The 15,339-nt window shown below is 43.8% G+C and carries 13 protein-coding genes; 6 read left to right on the forward strand and 7 right to left on the reverse strand.

Translation table 11 applies throughout. From position 1 onward, the window contains the following. Positions 1 to 331 precede the first annotated feature (331 nt). The 6 genes from L1076_RS13000 to L1076_RS13025 form a co-directional block, all read right to left on the reverse strand. Positions 332 to 619: a hypothetical protein gene (locus tag L1076_RS13000; protein ID WP_038868673.1), complete on the reverse strand. Its 288-nt coding sequence runs from the start codon at positions 617 to 619 to the stop codon at positions 332 to 334. Between the two features lie 266 nt (positions 620 to 885). Next, positions 886 to 1,071, reverse strand: coding sequence for a hypothetical protein (locus L1076_RS13005; protein WP_038868672.1), 186 nt, complete (start codon positions 1,069 to 1,071; stop codon positions 886 to 888). 178 nt (positions 1,072 to 1,249) lie between these two features. Beyond that, the gene (locus L1076_RS13010) at positions 1,250 to 2,230 is read right to left on the reverse strand and encodes a J domain-containing protein (protein WP_237303774.1); all 981 of its coding nucleotides are present in this window, start codon (positions 2,228 to 2,230) and stop codon (positions 1,250 to 1,252) included. 75 nt (positions 2,231 to 2,305) lie between these two features. Further along, a complete protein-coding gene (locus L1076_RS13015) occupies positions 2,306 to 2,974 on the reverse strand; it encodes an OmpA family protein (protein WP_038868670.1) in 669 nt (222 codons plus the stop codon). A 156-nt stretch (positions 2,975 to 3,130) separates the two neighbouring features. After that, positions 3,131 to 3,826, reverse strand: coding sequence for a DUF2786 domain-containing protein (locus L1076_RS13020; RefSeq protein ID WP_038868669.1), 696 nt, complete (start codon positions 3,824 to 3,826; stop codon positions 3,131 to 3,133). A gap of 142 nt (positions 3,827 to 3,968) precedes the next feature. Beyond that, on the reverse strand, positions 3,969 to 4,652 hold the full coding sequence (locus L1076_RS13025) for a DUF3334 family protein (RefSeq protein WP_104039905.1): 684 nt from the start codon (positions 4,650 to 4,652) through the stop codon (positions 3,969 to 3,971). A gap of 259 nt (positions 4,653 to 4,911) precedes the next feature. On the opposite strand from L1076_RS13025, the gene L1076_RS13030 reads away from it, so the two are divergent. Continuing rightward, entirely contained in the window at positions 4,912 to 7,947 is a 3,036-nt protein-coding gene (locus tag L1076_RS13030; RefSeq protein ID WP_237303737.1) for an FAD-binding and (Fe-S)-binding domain-containing protein, read from the forward strand. A gap of 92 nt (positions 7,948 to 8,039) precedes the next feature. Further along, a complete protein-coding gene (locus L1076_RS13035; protein WP_045402635.1) occupies positions 8,040 to 8,501 on the forward strand; it encodes an isoprenylcysteine carboxylmethyltransferase family protein in 462 nt (153 codons plus the stop codon). 124 nt (positions 8,502 to 8,625) lie between these two features. Here L1076_RS13035 and L1076_RS13040 read toward each other — a convergent pair whose 3' ends face one another. After that, on the reverse strand, positions 8,626 to 9,351 hold the full coding sequence (locus L1076_RS13040; RefSeq protein WP_038868665.1) for a DUF3581 domain-containing protein: 726 nt from the start codon (positions 9,349 to 9,351) through the stop codon (positions 8,626 to 8,628). A 924-nt stretch (positions 9,352 to 10,275) separates the two neighbouring features. On the opposite strand from L1076_RS13040, the gene L1076_RS13045 reads away from it, so the two are divergent. The 4 genes from L1076_RS13045 to L1076_RS13060 all read left to right on the forward strand — a co-directional run bounded on the left by L1076_RS13045 (position 10,276) and on the right by L1076_RS13060 (position 15,322). Further along, positions 10,276 to 12,918 carry a hypothetical protein gene (locus tag L1076_RS13045; RefSeq protein WP_237303738.1) on the forward strand — a complete coding sequence of 881 codons (2,643 nt, stop codon included), beginning with the start codon at positions 10,276 to 10,278 and terminating at the stop codon, positions 12,916 to 12,918. A 15-nt stretch (positions 12,919 to 12,933) separates the two neighbouring features. Further along, a complete protein-coding gene (locus tag L1076_RS13050; RefSeq protein ID WP_237303739.1) occupies positions 12,934 to 13,683 on the forward strand; it encodes an ADP-ribosyltransferase in 750 nt (249 codons plus the stop codon). A 14-nt stretch (positions 13,684 to 13,697) separates the two neighbouring features. Further along, complete coding sequence (locus L1076_RS13055; protein ID WP_237303740.1) at positions 13,698 to 14,471, forward strand: ADP-ribosyltransferase; 774 nt, start codon at positions 13,698 to 13,700, stop codon at positions 14,469 to 14,471. 110 nt (positions 14,472 to 14,581) lie between these two features. Continuing rightward, positions 14,582 to 15,322 carry an ADP-ribosyltransferase gene (locus L1076_RS13060; RefSeq protein ID WP_039974502.1) on the forward strand — a complete coding sequence of 247 codons (741 nt, stop codon included), beginning with the start codon at positions 14,582 to 14,584 and terminating at the stop codon, positions 15,320 to 15,322. The last annotated feature ends 17 nt before the right edge of the window (positions 15,323 to 15,339 follow it).

The following is a 15,339-nucleotide window of genomic DNA, read 5'->3' on the forward strand; positions in this document are numbered from 1 at the left end:
GAAAATAAATCATAAAGTTCGGTTTTTTGATATGTTTGATAAACATGGTTAAATGTGAGGTCACTTGCATTCCGGAGCTGTATATACAGGTGGTTACTACTGTATATACAGTAATTTCGGCTTAGCTATACAGTGGTTTTAACCAGTTTATACAGTGCTTTTTCGTGATGGCACACAGTGGTGTTAGTGCTTTTGAGGGAGAAGAAAGGAAGAGAAAACAAGAAAGGCAGAGGCAGAACGTTCAAGAAAGCGTTTTGCTTTTACAGACAATGATAAAAAGCAGGCTGCGATTACGCAGCCTGAAAATACAAGGATCGATGTTTAATAATGGTTAGAATTCGGTTTTTGCACGTGCGATTTCTGTTTCAAATAGGCCGATGCTGCCAGCCCTTACAAGCTGAACCATAGTTTGAAACATAGTGCGAATTTGTTCGATGTTACCTGAATTGGCGCGGGAGCATAAACTGCCAAGTTCGGAGTTTGCTAATCGCAATAATCGGCTTCTGTTAGGGCCAGAGACTTTTCTTTTAATTGTATTTTTCAAAACCATCAACTCGCCAGTTGCAACGGCTTCAGGAGGCTGGCTAGCAATAATTGCTTCCGCTTCATCTGTGTACATATGGTCACCTGTTTTTTTGTTTGAGCGACAAAACTATACTCCAGATAAATCGAGGGTTTGACCCGGTAACTAGGAAAACAATCGTGTTCACTATGAAATAAGTGACATCGTTTTTAATTGGTTAATTAATAGGCTGAGAAGCACCAGAGGGATAGGGAATATGAATTCCTTCTAGAAAACCGCGATGAAATAAGTATTGAAGTGGGATCAAAAAAGCGCCTTACAAAAAGGCGCTCTTGAAAATCAGTTCCGTTGATTTGCTCTTGTTAGCTTGCTCGTTGTGTCATGCGTTCGCGCATTTGCATTTCGCCTTGGTTAAACAGGCGAACATCTATTTTTGCGATGTCGTAACAGGATTTGCATGAGCTATGGTACTTGCCGTCGACATAATCATGGCGAGTTACAAAGCTAGGTTTTTTACACCAGTCACAGGTGCCTTCTTCAGTGAACATTGATTTTCTCCCCACCTACATAAATTTTGAGTCGCTAGGTGTTATTTTTCGCCCAACATTATGGCATACAAAAGATAGTCAGGTTAAATGTCTGTTAATTTGTTTGAGAGGGAGATCGATTGCGAGCCTTGATTTGTGAGGTTGAAAGGCTCGTAAGATAAAGGTGTGTGGCTTATTTTTACTCTTTTGTAACATTTTGTGAAATGGTTTTAAACGCCTGATTTAAACGCTTCATCTCTTCTTCCGAGCCTCTAGAATCAGGGTGATAGAGTTTAGATAATTGTCTGTAGCGCAACTTCACTGCTTTACTGTCTGGAATAGTTTGCGGGGTATAGCCAAACATCGCACAAGCGACGAGAAGTTTTTGGTTCTCAGATTGACCTTTTATCTTCTTAAACTCTTTAAATACTTTTTCGAGTTGGCGCTTAAGTTGTTTATTGGCAAATTGAAGTTCTTTCACTTGTGTCTCTAATTGCAGAGAGCGTGACACTTCATTTGCTGCAGTGGCTTTGGCCTTTTGTGTGTGCCTGCGGTAACCGAATGCACCGCCACCAAGAAGTAGAGCAAAGCCCAGAGCGCCAGAGGCATACCAAACGTTGAAGTTTTCAGCTTTCTTTGCTTGTTGAATTTCAATGGTCTCTTTCTGTTCTTCGTCAGTGGCTTGCTTATCCAACTCTACAATTTCAGAAACTTGTTTGGCTCTGAGTTGATTGAAGCGATCTTCCAAAAACTGGTTATAGGCTTCTTCTGCCTGAGGGTTTTTAAGTGCAGACAATTGATACCAAGCTTCGACGAGATCGGAATTCGATACTTCTGCTTGATGGTGCTGGACAAAATCAGCCAACAAAAAGCCACGGTCGGTAGGATCGTTTAACGCAACAGAAGTGAACCAATAAATCGCTTGGGTGAAATCCGTGTTGCCAGTTAAACCACGAGCGTAATCTTCTGCTAATTGTTTTTGAGCAGGTAAGTAATCTTGATGTGCCGCTTGCTCTAGCCAATAACGTGCGTCAGTAGGTGATTCTGGATTGGGTTTCAAAGCCAGTTGCTGCGCAAGCTCGAATTGGGCTTCAGGTTGTGTCGGGTTCTGAGAAGCAAATGCAGTGCTCGTAAGGCAGGCACTTAAAGCAAAGGTGAGGGCTGTGGCTCTGAAAGACATTGGTATGTCAGGTCTAGCGAACGACGCTAGACCTGCTCCGGTAATCATTATTATTACCGATATGGTGCAACCAAATTACTTCAGTGGCAAGATCTGGATTTCAACACGGCGGTTGCAAGCACGACCTTCAGAAGTTTGGTTAGAGCAAATTGGGTTTCGCTCGCCGTAGCCACGTGCAATTGCACGACCTGGTGCTACGTTTTGTGATACTAGGAACTGACGTACCGATTCTGCGCGACGCTCAGATAGTGTTTGGTTGTAAGAGTCACTACCAGTGCTGTCTGTGTAACCATCGATCACGAGGCTTGTATCCGGGTATTCAACGAGGATACGAGCAACGCCACGTAGTGTGTTGTGGATGCTTGCGTCCAGTTGGTAAGAACTTGAAGAGAAACCAATACCGTTTTCCATGCGAAGTAGCAGCTGGTTTTCACCAACACGTTCTACTTGTACACCTGAATTCAATAGTGCGCGACGTAGCTCTGCTTCTTGTTGATCGAAGTAGTAGCCAACACCTGCGCCAGTAGCACCGCCAGCAGCCGCACCAATTAGAGCGTGTTTACGACGTTCTTTTGCGTCATCACCTGTTGCCAAACCGATAGCCGCACCAGCGATGGCACCGATCAATGCACCTTGTGTGGTCGAGTTAGTCTCGTATTCACCTGTGGTTGCGTTTTGGCGTTGAGTTGCTTGACAGCCAGTAAGAGCTAGCACTAGCGCAAGTGCAATAGACATCTTTTTCAAGGGAAAATCTCCGTATAAGCTGAGGCGCAATTGCGCCTCATAATGGGATGCGAATTATGAATGAGTAGGTATTGATATTTGTTATGCGAACGTCAGATTGATAGAAGCTTTGTAAGCTTTTTCTTATAGTTGCTGATGTTATAACCGTTTGTGCAATTATTTAGACGGATTGTCTAACATCTTTCTCGCTTGTTCACCACCAACGCCACGGTTGACGGAAACCTTACGACCTTTTTTTAACCCAACTTCGTAATCTGCAGTTAGGTTTTTCATCGCTTCTCTGAGCTGTTGCTTGAACGTTTCGCGATCGATGTTTTTAAATTCTTTATCAATGTAATTATTGATTTTATTGGCTGACTCTTCATCTGGAGAGATAACAGGCAGTTTTTCCAACGCACCTTCAACCCAGCCAGAAACAAATGAGTTTACGCGGCGCGTTACTTCCATTGAAGAGGTCCCAGAACCGGCAAAACTATTGCGGAATTGTCCGGTGCTCTCGTTCATTTCACGGTAGATAATATCGAACGCAAAGGCCGCGAAAATAGCGCGGTCAGCCTCTCCGATAAATTCGACGCGTTTAAGCCCTTTGTGATTCAACAAGACGGCTTCAACACCAAATTTGGTATTGATACCACGAATCACGCGCAACAGCGTTGAACTGATGTTTGCTGGCAGCAGATGCGAAGATTGAGTTTTACCCATTTTGATAAACTCAATATCATCTTTATCCAAGCCATACTTAAGCATAAGGCGGTGCGCCATCTTGATAGCATTTGCAGCCTCATTTACGTTGGCGGAGTTGCCCAGTTCTAAGCACTTGGCGATTTTTTTCAGAGCTTTTTGTTTATCCATCGACGACCAATAACGAGAACGGAAATTTAGGAAGTCGGATATATTACCTTTTTTCAGTCAAAAACGGAATAACGGGAGTAGGAGAAAGGCAGCGAGAAAAACAAAGCCCCTTTAATGGCAGGGGCTTTGGTGGGAAGTAGAATTACAAACCGAGTTGGTCGAGTAGGTCATCGGCATCGCTTTTGGAACTAACTGCTTCCGATGCTTTCTTGTCTTCCATACTTTTGCGAGTGGCTTCTAAAATATCATCTGGGCTTTCATCTTCTGCCACTTCAAACTCTTCGAGTTGGATAAATTCAGTTTTGTCCATCGCAAGCTCAAGGTAGAAGATGTTGTTATTCGCTGTTGAGAAGGTCACGCGGCGTGCTTGAGGTCGATCGAGGTTGGTATCAACTTGCAGAATCACTTGCTTATTGAGCGACAGCATTTTTGGTTGGTTCTGCGTAATATTGGTTTGTAGCTCTTTACGAATCTTGTTCGTGAAATCACCCACTAATTGATTCATCAGTTCACCCAGTACATCACCGACTTCATCTGATGTGTGTGAGATCGCCAGTTCCTCTTCTGGCATGCCCATATTGCGCATGTAGTTGGTGTAGATCTCAAGTGCTGCTTTTGCGGTAAAGTTAATCACTACAAGGCCCGTGAAGCCACCATCAAACAGTACAAAACAACCAAAATCCGGCTTGAGGCTGGTTTTATTGATCTTTTGTACCATTGCAGAGTAGTTAACTTGAGAAGAGGTTGCCGAAGTAAGAACGCCAGAAACCGACTGGCAAAGTTTTAGAAGGATATCTTCAGTGGTTACAACTTTATTTTTTTTCATCCTGAAAGCTCATATTGAAAGGCTATTTCCCCTTCAATGTAAGGCATCAAGCCTTAAAAAATAAAGCATAAGTTTAAATCTTGTATAGAGATTCTGATTTGAACGCCTTTTTAAATGTTGTAAAGTGACGTAATTCAAAGAAAACAACTTCATCCTCGTCTCGGTCTCAGTTTTATGGCTGCGGGTCGAAAATGCGTGGATGACTAAAAATTAGATAACCCGCAGCTGATTGGATCAGCGCAGTAGGGGCAGGAAGCAAATGTTACCAAGATTACACTCGCAAACGGATGTCGATCCTCTCGTTCTGAGTTTTCTCAAAGAACTCGAGCACTCCGGGTTTACTGGCGATATTGAAAGTCAGTACTCTAGTCGTCTCGCAGTAGCCACTGATAACAGTGTCTATCAGCAACTCCCTCAGGCCGTTGTACACCCCAAAACCACCCAAGATATCTCGCTCATCGGTAAATTGAGCAACAAAGAGGAATATGAGCGTATTACGTTCTCTCCTCGTGGTGGCGGCACTGGCACTAACGGTCAGTCGTTAACCAAAGGCATTGTGGTTGATTTGTCTCGCCACATGAACAAAGTCTTAGAAGTGAATGAGCAAGAGGGATGGGTTCGCGTTCAAACGGGTGTCGTCAAAGACCAATTGAACGATGCCGTTCGTCCTTATGGTTATTTCTTCTCCCCAGATTTATCGACCAGTAATCGGGCAACGATTGGCGGTATGATCAATACCGATGCTTCCGGTCAAGGCTCGCTAAAATACGGTAAAACGTCTGATCACGTTCTTTCTCTTCAAGCTGTTTTTGCCGATGGTTCAATCTTAGAGTCTGACCTTTCTCACGGTTTGCCGACTGAAGGCGAATTTGCTGACACGGCAATGCGTGTAACGGAATCTGTGTGTCGTGACAAACGCCAGCAAATCAACGACAAGTTTCCTCCGTTAAACCGCTTCTTAACCGGCTATGACCTTAAAAACGCATTTGATGAAGAGGCAGACAGCTTCGATATCACTCGTGTTTTGTGTGGCGCTGAGGGCTCATTGGCGTTCATCACCGAAGCGAAGCTCAACCTAACCCGCATTCCTAAAGCGCGAACTCTAGTTAATGTCAAATACAACAGTTTTGATTCAGCTCTACGTAATGCGCCATTTATGGTGGAAGCAAAAGCGTTGTCCGTTGAGACCGTGGATTCAAAAGTTTTGAACTTGGCGAAGCAAGACATTGTTTGGCACACCGTCAGTGATTTGATTACTGACGTACCTGATAAAGAGATGCTTGGCATTAATATGGTTGAGTACGCTGGTCAGGATGAAGAAGAGGTTGCTTCTCAAGTCGCGTTTCTAACGGCCAAGCTCGATAGTATGCTAGAAACGGAAGAAGCGGGCATCATTGGCTACCAAGTATGCAGTGATGTGGCGAGTATCGGTCGTATCTACAACATGCGTAAAAAAGCCGTGGGGCTATTGGGTGCTGCGAAAGGGCGCGCCAAGCCTGTGGCGTTTGCTGAGGACACTTGTGTTCCGCCAGAAAACTTAGCGGACTTTATCGTTGAGTTTCGCGAGTTGCTAGACGCAAAATCACTCAACTACGGCATGTTTGGCCATGTAGATGCTGGTGTTCTCCATGTTCGACCGGCATTGGATCTGTGCGATCCTCATCAGGAAGCCTTGATGCATGAAGTCTCGGATGAAGTGGTTAAGCTGGTGGCAAAATTCGGAGGTTTAATGTGGGGCGAGCACGGTAAAGGTTTCCGCTCTGAGTATGGCCCTGAGTTCTTTGGTGAAGAACTCTTTACTGAATTGCGCCGTGTTAAAGCCGCGTTCGACCCTCATAACAAAATGAACCCAGGCAAAATCTGTACGCCGCTAAATAGCGATGCAGAGCTTGTCAAAGTCACCGATACCAAACGTGGTTACTTCGATCGCCAGATTGATGTTCAGGTACGTGATAGCTTCAAGCAAGCGATGGAGTGTAACGGTAACGGCTTGTGTTTTAACTACGACACCAGCTCGCCTATGTGTCCTTCAATGAAAGTCACTGCAGACCGTCGTCATTCGCCAAAAGGGCGTGCGGGTTTAGTTCGTGAATGGCTACGCCAACTAACAGAGCAAGGCATCGATATTCTCGATCTAGAAAAACAAACTCTGGAAAACAAAACGTCCATCAAAACCATGATTGACCGAGTCCGCCATTCGATTAATCGTCGTCACGAGTATGACTTCTCTCATGAAGTGTATGAAGCCATGAACGGCTGTTTAGCGTGTAAAGCGTGTGCTAGCCAATGTCCAATTAAAGTTGACGTACCGAGCTTCCGTTCTCGCTTTCTTAATATTTATCACTCACGTTACCAACGTCCAGTTAAAGACTATTTGGTATCGAACATCGAATCCATGCTGCCATTGATGGCCAAAGCGCCGAGTGTAGTAAATAGTGTGCTTAAGCAATCTTGGGTGCAAAGTTTGACTGCGTCGACAGTCGGATATGTTGATGCACCGCTGCTGTCTGTACCGACCTTGAAAGAGCGAGTAGAGACGTTAACTACAGCTTACGATCTGCAAGCGTTGAGTGGTTTACCTTCTGAAGACAAGCAAAAGTATGTACTAATTGTACAAGACCCTTTTACCAGCTATTACGATGCTGAAGTAGTGGAAGACTTCATCAAACTCGTCAGAAAGCTCGGTATGAATCCTGTGTTGTTACCGTTTAAACCAAATGGCAAAGCACAGCACATTAAGGGTTTCTTACGCCAATTCAAGAGCACCGCACAAGACACTGCAAAGTTCTTAGAAATGGTTGCGGATTTGGATATCCCTATGGTTGGTGTCGATCCTGCGTTGGTACTTTGTTATCGAGACGAATATGCCGAGGTATTGGGCAGTAAACGTGGTGATTTTGATGTGTTGACCGCTCATGAATGGCTCCACCCAAGATTAAGCGAGTTCCAGACATTAGAGTCGAAAGAGGAAGCACCTTGGTACTTGTTCGCGCATTGTACTGAGAAAACCAAAATGCCAAATGCTGAGAAGGAGTGGGGGGCTATTTTCGCTCACTTTGGGGCGATACTAAATACAGTACCCGTCGGGTGTTGTGGTATGGCGGGTACATTTGGTCATGAAGTGGATAAGCTAACCATGTCGCGGGATATCTTTGACCTGAGTTGGAAGCCTAATCTAGATAAGTTAGACAATGAAAGATGTCTCATCACTGGCTACTCATGCCGAAGCCAAGTCAAACGTTTTGAAGGGGTAAAACCTAAGCATCCAGTTCAAGCTTTGCTAACCTTGGTATAAATAGCTTCGTAAGCCCAGTTTTACTGGGCTTTTTATCACTTATAACTCGCGTTCATTTTTGACACGCAGACGCTTTCATAAGGATATGAAAATTGAAAAAGCTTGAGCTTAAAGTGCCACCTGTCGCTTTGTTTTTGCTGATGGTGCTTCTGATGTACTGGCTGAAAGAAGCCATGCCAGAAATGAAAATTACTGTGCCGTTTGTTGAGTTTGTTACCGCTGGGCTAATTTTGATCGCGGGGGTTGTTGGTATTGCTGGTGTTTACGAGTTTCGAAAAGCTAAGACGACCGTTAACCCAGTAAAACCAGAAACTGCTTCGTTGGTGGTGGATACTGGTGTGTTCGCTTACACACGTAATCCAATGTACGTCGCGCTATTGCTTGTCATCATTGCGATTGGACTATGGTGGCAACACCTCAGTGTTATCTTATGTGGCGTATTGTTTGTTGCTTACATGAATCGCTTTCAAATTAAGCCAGAGGAGCGAGCATTAGAGCGATTGTTTGGTGAAGACTATTTAGATTATAAGAATCAAGTACGTCGCTGGATTTGATGACAGTAAAACAAACCGCAGATAAAAAGAAAAACACAGATAAAAAGAAAGCCCAGCAAAGTCGCTGGGCTTTCTTATGAATTTGGTTTTGAAATTGGTCGGCAAAGACTTTGTCTGTTAAGAACTAAGCTGCCTTAGCGAACTTTGCTAGAAAGGCGTCCTTACGCTCGTTGAAGCGTTGAACCAAATCGTCTACCGCATCTTGGTCGTATGGCTTAAGGCCACTTGCCACCATTCGCTTGATCCCTTTGCCTACCACTTCGCCGTCTTGTTTGAATGCAAAGTTTAGCGTTACCACACCGCGTTTACCTTCGACATCAAAAGTCGCGCCAGTAAAATCGACTTCCGGGTGAGTCAGATCGAGACGGTTAAATTCCACTTCCATGCTCTCATAGATAACGAGAGGGCGCTGGCAGTTGATCATCATTTGTTTCTCTTCCATAAGAGGAACCATAATGTGTGGGAAGTTCATGCCAGAGAACTGAACGTAGTTTGTTACTACGTGTTCAATAAATGCAGCATCGCGGTTGGTTTCACCTTCGCGAGACATGTGTAGGTACTCTTTGCCTGCTTCATTGACGACCGCACTTTCTTTTTCACACTTATTTTCAATGTGAAGTGCAACGCCATCGCTTACCATTCCTGAGAAATCAAAACGCATTTTTTGGCTCACACCTTCTTTGCTCAGTAACACTGCAAAAAGCAGGTCTCCTGGAACACAAAAGCGTTTGTTGTCTTCATCATGAATAGGGTTGTAATCACCAGCTACGCGCTTGGCAAAGTGACTTGCTTGCTCGCGAGTAAATTGGAATTGGTGATTATTGTTTGAAAAATAAGGTGTTAGAAACATAATTTTTACGTAGTAACCGAAACTGTCAGGGATTATAGGCGAATATCTTCCTGCCAATGGTCCATCCAGTGGAAAGTTCACAGCATCTTAACAATGAGACGACAAGGGGGGTGAATAAAGCCACAGTCCACTCGTTCATCGTTGGCTTGGAAATACCTAGGAAAATAGGCGCTTTTATCAATAAATCATAGTTCAAATGTATCGTTTGAGGCTAAATATAGTTGGTGCAATGGCTTACTTCTCTTCATTTTGTGAGATATTGACTATTTATCATTGTAATTAATGAGTAATTGAAATATTAAATTGTTATAAAACAGCGTCTTAATAATAGTTATGCCGAATAATATTGGCGTATTATTATTTGGCGTTTTGCACTATCTACATCCTCTTTTGTCCAAAAAGACACTATTGGTTCTTTTGTAACTAACAATCTCTGCCTAACCTGACCTAAAGATAATCAAACAGAAACAGTAATCTATATTGTTATTATTATCCGTATTGGGAGCGTTCCCATTGTTTGTCCTTATTAATTTTAATGTCTTACTTATCATTACCTTAAGTGGCGAATCACTTACAACAAGTTGAGATAAGGTGCATTGCCGCAACTGGGCTACTGGTTTAATGTTTTGCGAAATTTTATAAAAACAATAAAAAATAGCGCCCTTGCAACCTTGATAGCCTCTTTCCTAACAGACTGTCTTGTACGCAGGAGGTAATAAAACACAACAACAAAAGTTTGGCTGTCTATGAAATCAATGATCCCTCGGCATCATCCAAAGACTTAATCCTAAGTCTCTCTGCTCTCAGCGTTTGCCCACGAGAGCATCTTAATTAAAAACGTTCAATTTCCGGTTGCGAATAAGTAATCGGAGGCTTGCTGCTTCCTGCAAGAAGCGAATAACTTCTCAAACCAAGGATAATTATATGAAGTTACGAAAATTGGTATTGGCGTGTGCCATTGCTTCCCCCTGTGTTAGTGCTTTTGAAGTTTGTAATATTGGTGATGAATACAACGTACTGGATCGTGAGAGCTTCCACGATATACGTAAGTCAAATTACCGAAACTTCAGTGAAGACCTAACGCCACAAGATTTGTTTTTATCTGCGCCAGAACACCACGCAGACGCGCGACCTTCGCTTGCTGAGGCAGATGAAGTTTTCCCAGAAACTGCATCTCTACTTGAGGTCGGTCCTGCTAATGTTGCCGTTCTTGAATCCGAAGAAGCGGCGAGTTTGCTTGCGACAATCGGGCATTCGACGGCAGGTTTTGCCAAGGGTGCGCTAGAAGCGTTAGGACCAGTAGGCGATACCGTTGCAGTGGGATTGTGGGCAAATGATGTGGCTCAAACCTTTGAAGATGAAACGAAAACGTCCTACGACCGCTTTGCTACGGTGATGAGCCTGATTGATTGGTTTGGTGTTCTCAAGCTACCTGAGCGAGAAATTGATCGTAAGATCCTAACGGCTCGTTGGAATCGAGTTGCCGCGGGTGATCATTATAGCTTTACCGTTCACGACGACATCGTCACTCAACAAGACAAAAAAGATAAGCAGCATTGGGCGGATCTTGCATCCGGTCAAAAGCGCATGCTTGAAGCGCTGGCGAAGGGTTATGCCTCTGATGTAGCGCTTAAATATCAGCAGCATTATCAAGAAGCGTTAAAAGCGCAAGCCGTGTTAGCAGAGACGTTGATTAACTCTGTCGAGAGCGAAGTTCAGAAAGCCATTTTTAATAAGCTCGCGTTAGAAGGCGCGAATGCCAAACTGTTTGCCTCTGATCTTGCTTCAACTTGCCGCACAGAGATTGATGCGTTGCTGGCTTTGTACCCAGAGCAGGAAGAAAACAACAACCGCCCAATGTATGTGCCATCGAAGCGAGAAGCTAATCGAGCACTAGCGCGCTTGCAGCATTGCCAACAAGACCATCTGGACTTGGCAGTGGCGGTGCTTGATGAACTTAGAAATGGGGAAGTGGAAGGCTTAGATCGTCAAACACTGCATCAACTTTACCGACAAGTTCTCAATTCGAAGATCAAAATCGTCGAGACCGCGAACGCCCAGCTTGATGTGCTTAGAGCCAAGTTAAAAGAAGAAATGTATGCAGAAGGCATGAATGCCATCGATCGTTTGTTTGATTCAGAAGCGGTTGCTAAAGCCCATCGCTATTTTAAAGACCAAGCGGATTATTTAGCGATAGATGAAATGTCTCGCAGTATTTTTGGGCGTCCAGCCACGGCGACTGAACGTCGTCAAAAGTACTTTGTTATTCAAGAAGGGTACGAGAAGTGTACTCGAATTGGGATACTTGGGGGGGACCCGAACTTCAGAGGGTGTACTGAGTACACGTGGATTCCTGCCGAGAAAGAGCGTTATGACTCTGCAAAAGATGAAGTAATTTCGCAGATGGTGATGCCAAATCGCGATGCGATCAAGCGTGTCTTTACACAATCTATGGATGAACTGATCAACGAAGGTTGGAGCTCTCAACATGAAGAGGCTTGGCTTGAGCTGCAGATCCTAAGCTTTTCCGACAAGCAACGCATCATCAGAACTGCAGAAACTGACAAAGCGCGGGTGATGCGTTGGATGTTTGATTCCAGTGCGGCACTGGAAGGCGAGTGTGGCAGTGGTAATGCTTGTGCCGCTTGGTCTCCTAGCTACCTAGCAAAAGAAAACCTATCTCGCGAATCGTCATTGCACCACATTGCTGATTGGCATGAAAGGAACAAAGACTCAGGGTATTACGTGCATTCAAAGCGCTTGGCAAAACTGGAAGGTTTTATTAGCTCGGCATTAGAGAGTGAATGGCAAGCAACCCATGTTAACGGTTTTTATAGTTACCTATATCCGGGAAGCTTTGATCTCGATAAACACGCTCCTTTAATTGCGTCAGCGCTAAGGGCGTCCAACTTGAATACCAGCAATCTTGCGGCCGCATTACCGCTAGCGAAAAGCGTGGTAAAAAATCGTATTTTAGAAGCGATGGGTGTGGCTGACAGCAATGGTGAGGAATGGCTTGCTGCCCAGCTTGGCGACTTCCAGAGATACATTGGCATTATTCATGCGCAGAATATTTCTACAGGTCACTACGCATCAGGAGAAGTAGGGACGACCGCACTCCTATCTGAGCCACTACCTGCACATCTACTGCGCTATATGACGTTGGACGTTTATTACAACATCGACGACAGTGACTCTGCGTATTACCACCCAGCGAACAGTGGCGAAGACATGAGTTATGACGTGCGTCTACATGCATCGATCGATGATTTGTTTAACGCTGATTCTGAATTGGGTAGAAAGCTCGACCTGCTGGTTCAAGTTAATAATAACTTCACTAACCTACCGGGCAGAACTTGCATGATCATGTACCCGCAACTGAGAGACGCCTTGTTTAAGGTCTCCGGTGATGAATCAATGTATTGGTTAACGCCGTTTTCTGATTGGTTTGACAGTGTTACTCGCCAACAGCTAGAGCTGTTTAGTGCGATTCGATTCGGAGTCATCAAGCAGAATGAGCTAAATATCTCCTGTGATTTAAGCCCAAACAATCCTAGATATTGGTAATGGGAGGAACAGACTATGTTGAGGATTATTTCACTTTGTATTCTCTGTTTTAGCTTCGTCGCTCAGGCTGCGCCTTTTGAGGTATTGAAAGCCCCTTTACGTAGCCAAGTACAAGTCGATGAATTGGCGTCACAGTTTTCTGATTGGGCGAAAGCTTCCAGTGGTTGGCGATATAAATTGATGACGGCGAATGAAGTCGAAGCCTTGGAAGATTTTTCCGTTTCTGGCTATCAGCTTGCGAATGACTACTTAAGAGCTCTGGATACCTCCACTTGGGGGAGTGCGGGAAAAAGTGCGAGGAAGTTTATTAAGCAGGTTCGTAGTGCCATGAAAAAACTGCCTCACTACAAGGGTGTAACCTACCGTGGTGCGTGGGCAAAGCAGTCTCTTTTGAACAAACTCCAAGTGGGAGATGTGGTCGTGGAACCTGCATTTACATCCAGTAGCACCATTCCAGACATCGCGAAGCGTTTTGCCGTGGTTCGGCCTAACTCGCCCCAATCTTTACAGCGTGTGCTGTATGAAGTTCAAGTAAAAAATAGTGGTCGCGCACTTGGTGGTTTGTCTGAATTTGGTGGAGAAGCTGAGGTGTTGTTACCACCAAACACTTACTACAGAGTGACAAATATCGAATTGAATCGAGGTTCTGCGATGGTGGCGCTAGAGACCGTTTCGTCACATGAAGCGACGACGGGAACAACATATAACCTCTATTCAGGTGAAGAGATAAGCCATTCCTACTGGCGTACTCTAGTCTGCAGTTGAACAGGGAGCTTAATATGAAAAAAATGATTTTAGTCTTTTTACTGACTTTTTCGATCCACCATTTGGTGAAGGCAGAAGATTTTGTAGAGTTTAAAGGACGGGATTTGTCACCAGTTCAACAAGAGCAGATGGCAGATGACCTAATGGACTGGTCTGTCGAGAATCACGCAAAGGCAGAGCGGAAGATGATTCCGGAAGAGTACTCAGCAATTAAACGTTACGGTCGTGTAGACCATGATGTTGTGAATGAGTACATGCGAGCTGGCGAACCCAAAGAGTTCTTGATGCAGGGATATGGAGAGGCGCTTAAAAGCCGTGTTTCTCATATGCGAAGTGTGATGAACAAGCTGCCAAACTATAAAGGCACGGTTTATCGGGGCTCATCCATTAAGAATAGCCTTCTGGAAAAGCTTAATGTTGGCGACATCTTACATGAAAAAGCCTTTCTATCGACTTCTACTATTCCAAGTATCGCCAGAAACTTTTCCGCTTCTGGAGCATATGAGGGAGTGTCTGCGGCTCAGTTTAAAATTGAACTGAAGTCGTCTGGGCGGGCTATTAATGCTTATACCTTTAAACCTTATGAAGCAGAAATTTTAGCAAAGCCCAATACTTATTTTCGTGTAGAAGCCGTAGAGAGGCTTTCATCGAGAAAAAACTACATAAAAATAAGAGAGATTAAGAATCCAGCAAAATATCTAAAGGCTGAACCAGATATACACATTTACGATAGCTTTAGTGGAGAAGAAGTGTCACTTAGATCTCGATCAGCATTGTATTGTCTTTGATGGTAGTTACCTCTCATGCCTGTTGTATGAGAGGTATTATTTAAAATAAGTTATTAACATTCTCCTGGTTATTTTTCTGGGAGATTTATTTCGTCAATTGGTAAATAAAAGTGAAATCTAGAAAAGTAATATTCGGCTTATTAGTTCACGCTAGTTTGTGTTCTCATGCAATTGCGGGCTTGAAGTACAATGATAAATATTACAGTAATTCAGATATAGAACAGATCATGGAAGTTATGTCTGAGCCTGGCATTGATGATTATGGAGAATTTAACAGACTAAGAACAGAATTATACGAACAAGCTGATGTTCAAAAAGATGTTCTTTCAGAAGAAGAGGTCGCTGCACTTGCCGAGTATCAAGACTATGCTTTTGCATCGACTCGAGAAAGTTTTATCTCAGGCGTTTTTGATGATGAAACCCAGAATATCATTGATCATATAGATTCAGCGTTTGAAAGCGGTGCAAAGTATCAAGGCGTTACCTTTAGAGGAGAACGTGAACTTGGGGCTTATATGTCAGACATACAAGTTGGAGATATTGTTAGTCCTAGCGCTTATGTTTCAACGTCTATATCAAAAGATGCTGCCTATAACTTTCATTCTGGCCAGCTTGCAAGATTTGAATTGCGACAGGGTAAAAGCGGTATTGTAATACCAAATGTTATTGATGGGGAGCTGGAGGTTCTTATTAATAGAAACTCTTATTTTGAAGTAACAGCTATTAAAACGAGTTATATGGGAACTCACGTTGTTTACCGAGAAATAAATCCTAACTCAATAGGTAATAAGAAAATAAAAGATATGCATAGCGGCGAAGAAATCACAGCCGCTGAAGTGTGCGCATTTTAAAGTCATATTTATGAACG

Source organism: Vibrio sp. MMG023 (genome assembly GCF_021654215.1).
Taxonomy (GTDB): Bacteria; Pseudomonadota; Gammaproteobacteria; order Enterobacterales; family Vibrionaceae; genus Vibrio; species Vibrio jasicida.

Coding starts and splice junctions, on each gene's coding strand:
- L1076_RS13030 (WP_237303737.1), top strand. CDS start 4,912: ATGTTACCAAGATTACACTCGCAAACGGATGTCGATCCTCTCGTTCTG.
- L1076_RS13010 (WP_237303774.1), bottom strand. CDS start 2,230: ATGTCTTTCAGAGCCACAGCCCTCACCTTTGCTTTAAGTGCCTGCCTT.
- L1076_RS13045 (WP_237303738.1), top strand. CDS start 10,276: ATGAAGTTACGAAAATTGGTATTGGCGTGTGCCATTGCTTCCCCCTGT.
- L1076_RS13025 (WP_104039905.1), bottom strand. CDS start 4,652: ATGAAAAAAAATAAAGTTGTAACCACTGAAGATATCCTTCTAAAACTT.
- L1076_RS13050 (WP_237303739.1), top strand. CDS start 12,934: ATGTTGAGGATTATTTCACTTTGTATTCTCTGTTTTAGCTTCGTCGCT.
- L1076_RS13000 (WP_038868673.1), bottom strand. CDS start 619: ATGTACACAGATGAAGCGGAAGCAATTATTGCTAGCCAGCCTCCTGAA.
- L1076_RS13005 (WP_038868672.1), bottom strand. CDS start 1,071: ATGTTCACTGAAGAAGGCACCTGTGACTGGTGTAAAAAACCTAGCTTT.
- L1076_RS13020 (WP_038868669.1), bottom strand. CDS start 3,826: ATGGATAAACAAAAAGCTCTGAAAAAAATCGCCAAGTGCTTAGAACTG.
- L1076_RS13040 (WP_038868665.1), bottom strand. CDS start 9,351: ATGTTTCTAACACCTTATTTTTCAAACAATAATCACCAATTCCAATTT.
- L1076_RS13055 (WP_237303740.1), top strand. CDS start 13,698: ATGAAAAAAATGATTTTAGTCTTTTTACTGACTTTTTCGATCCACCAT.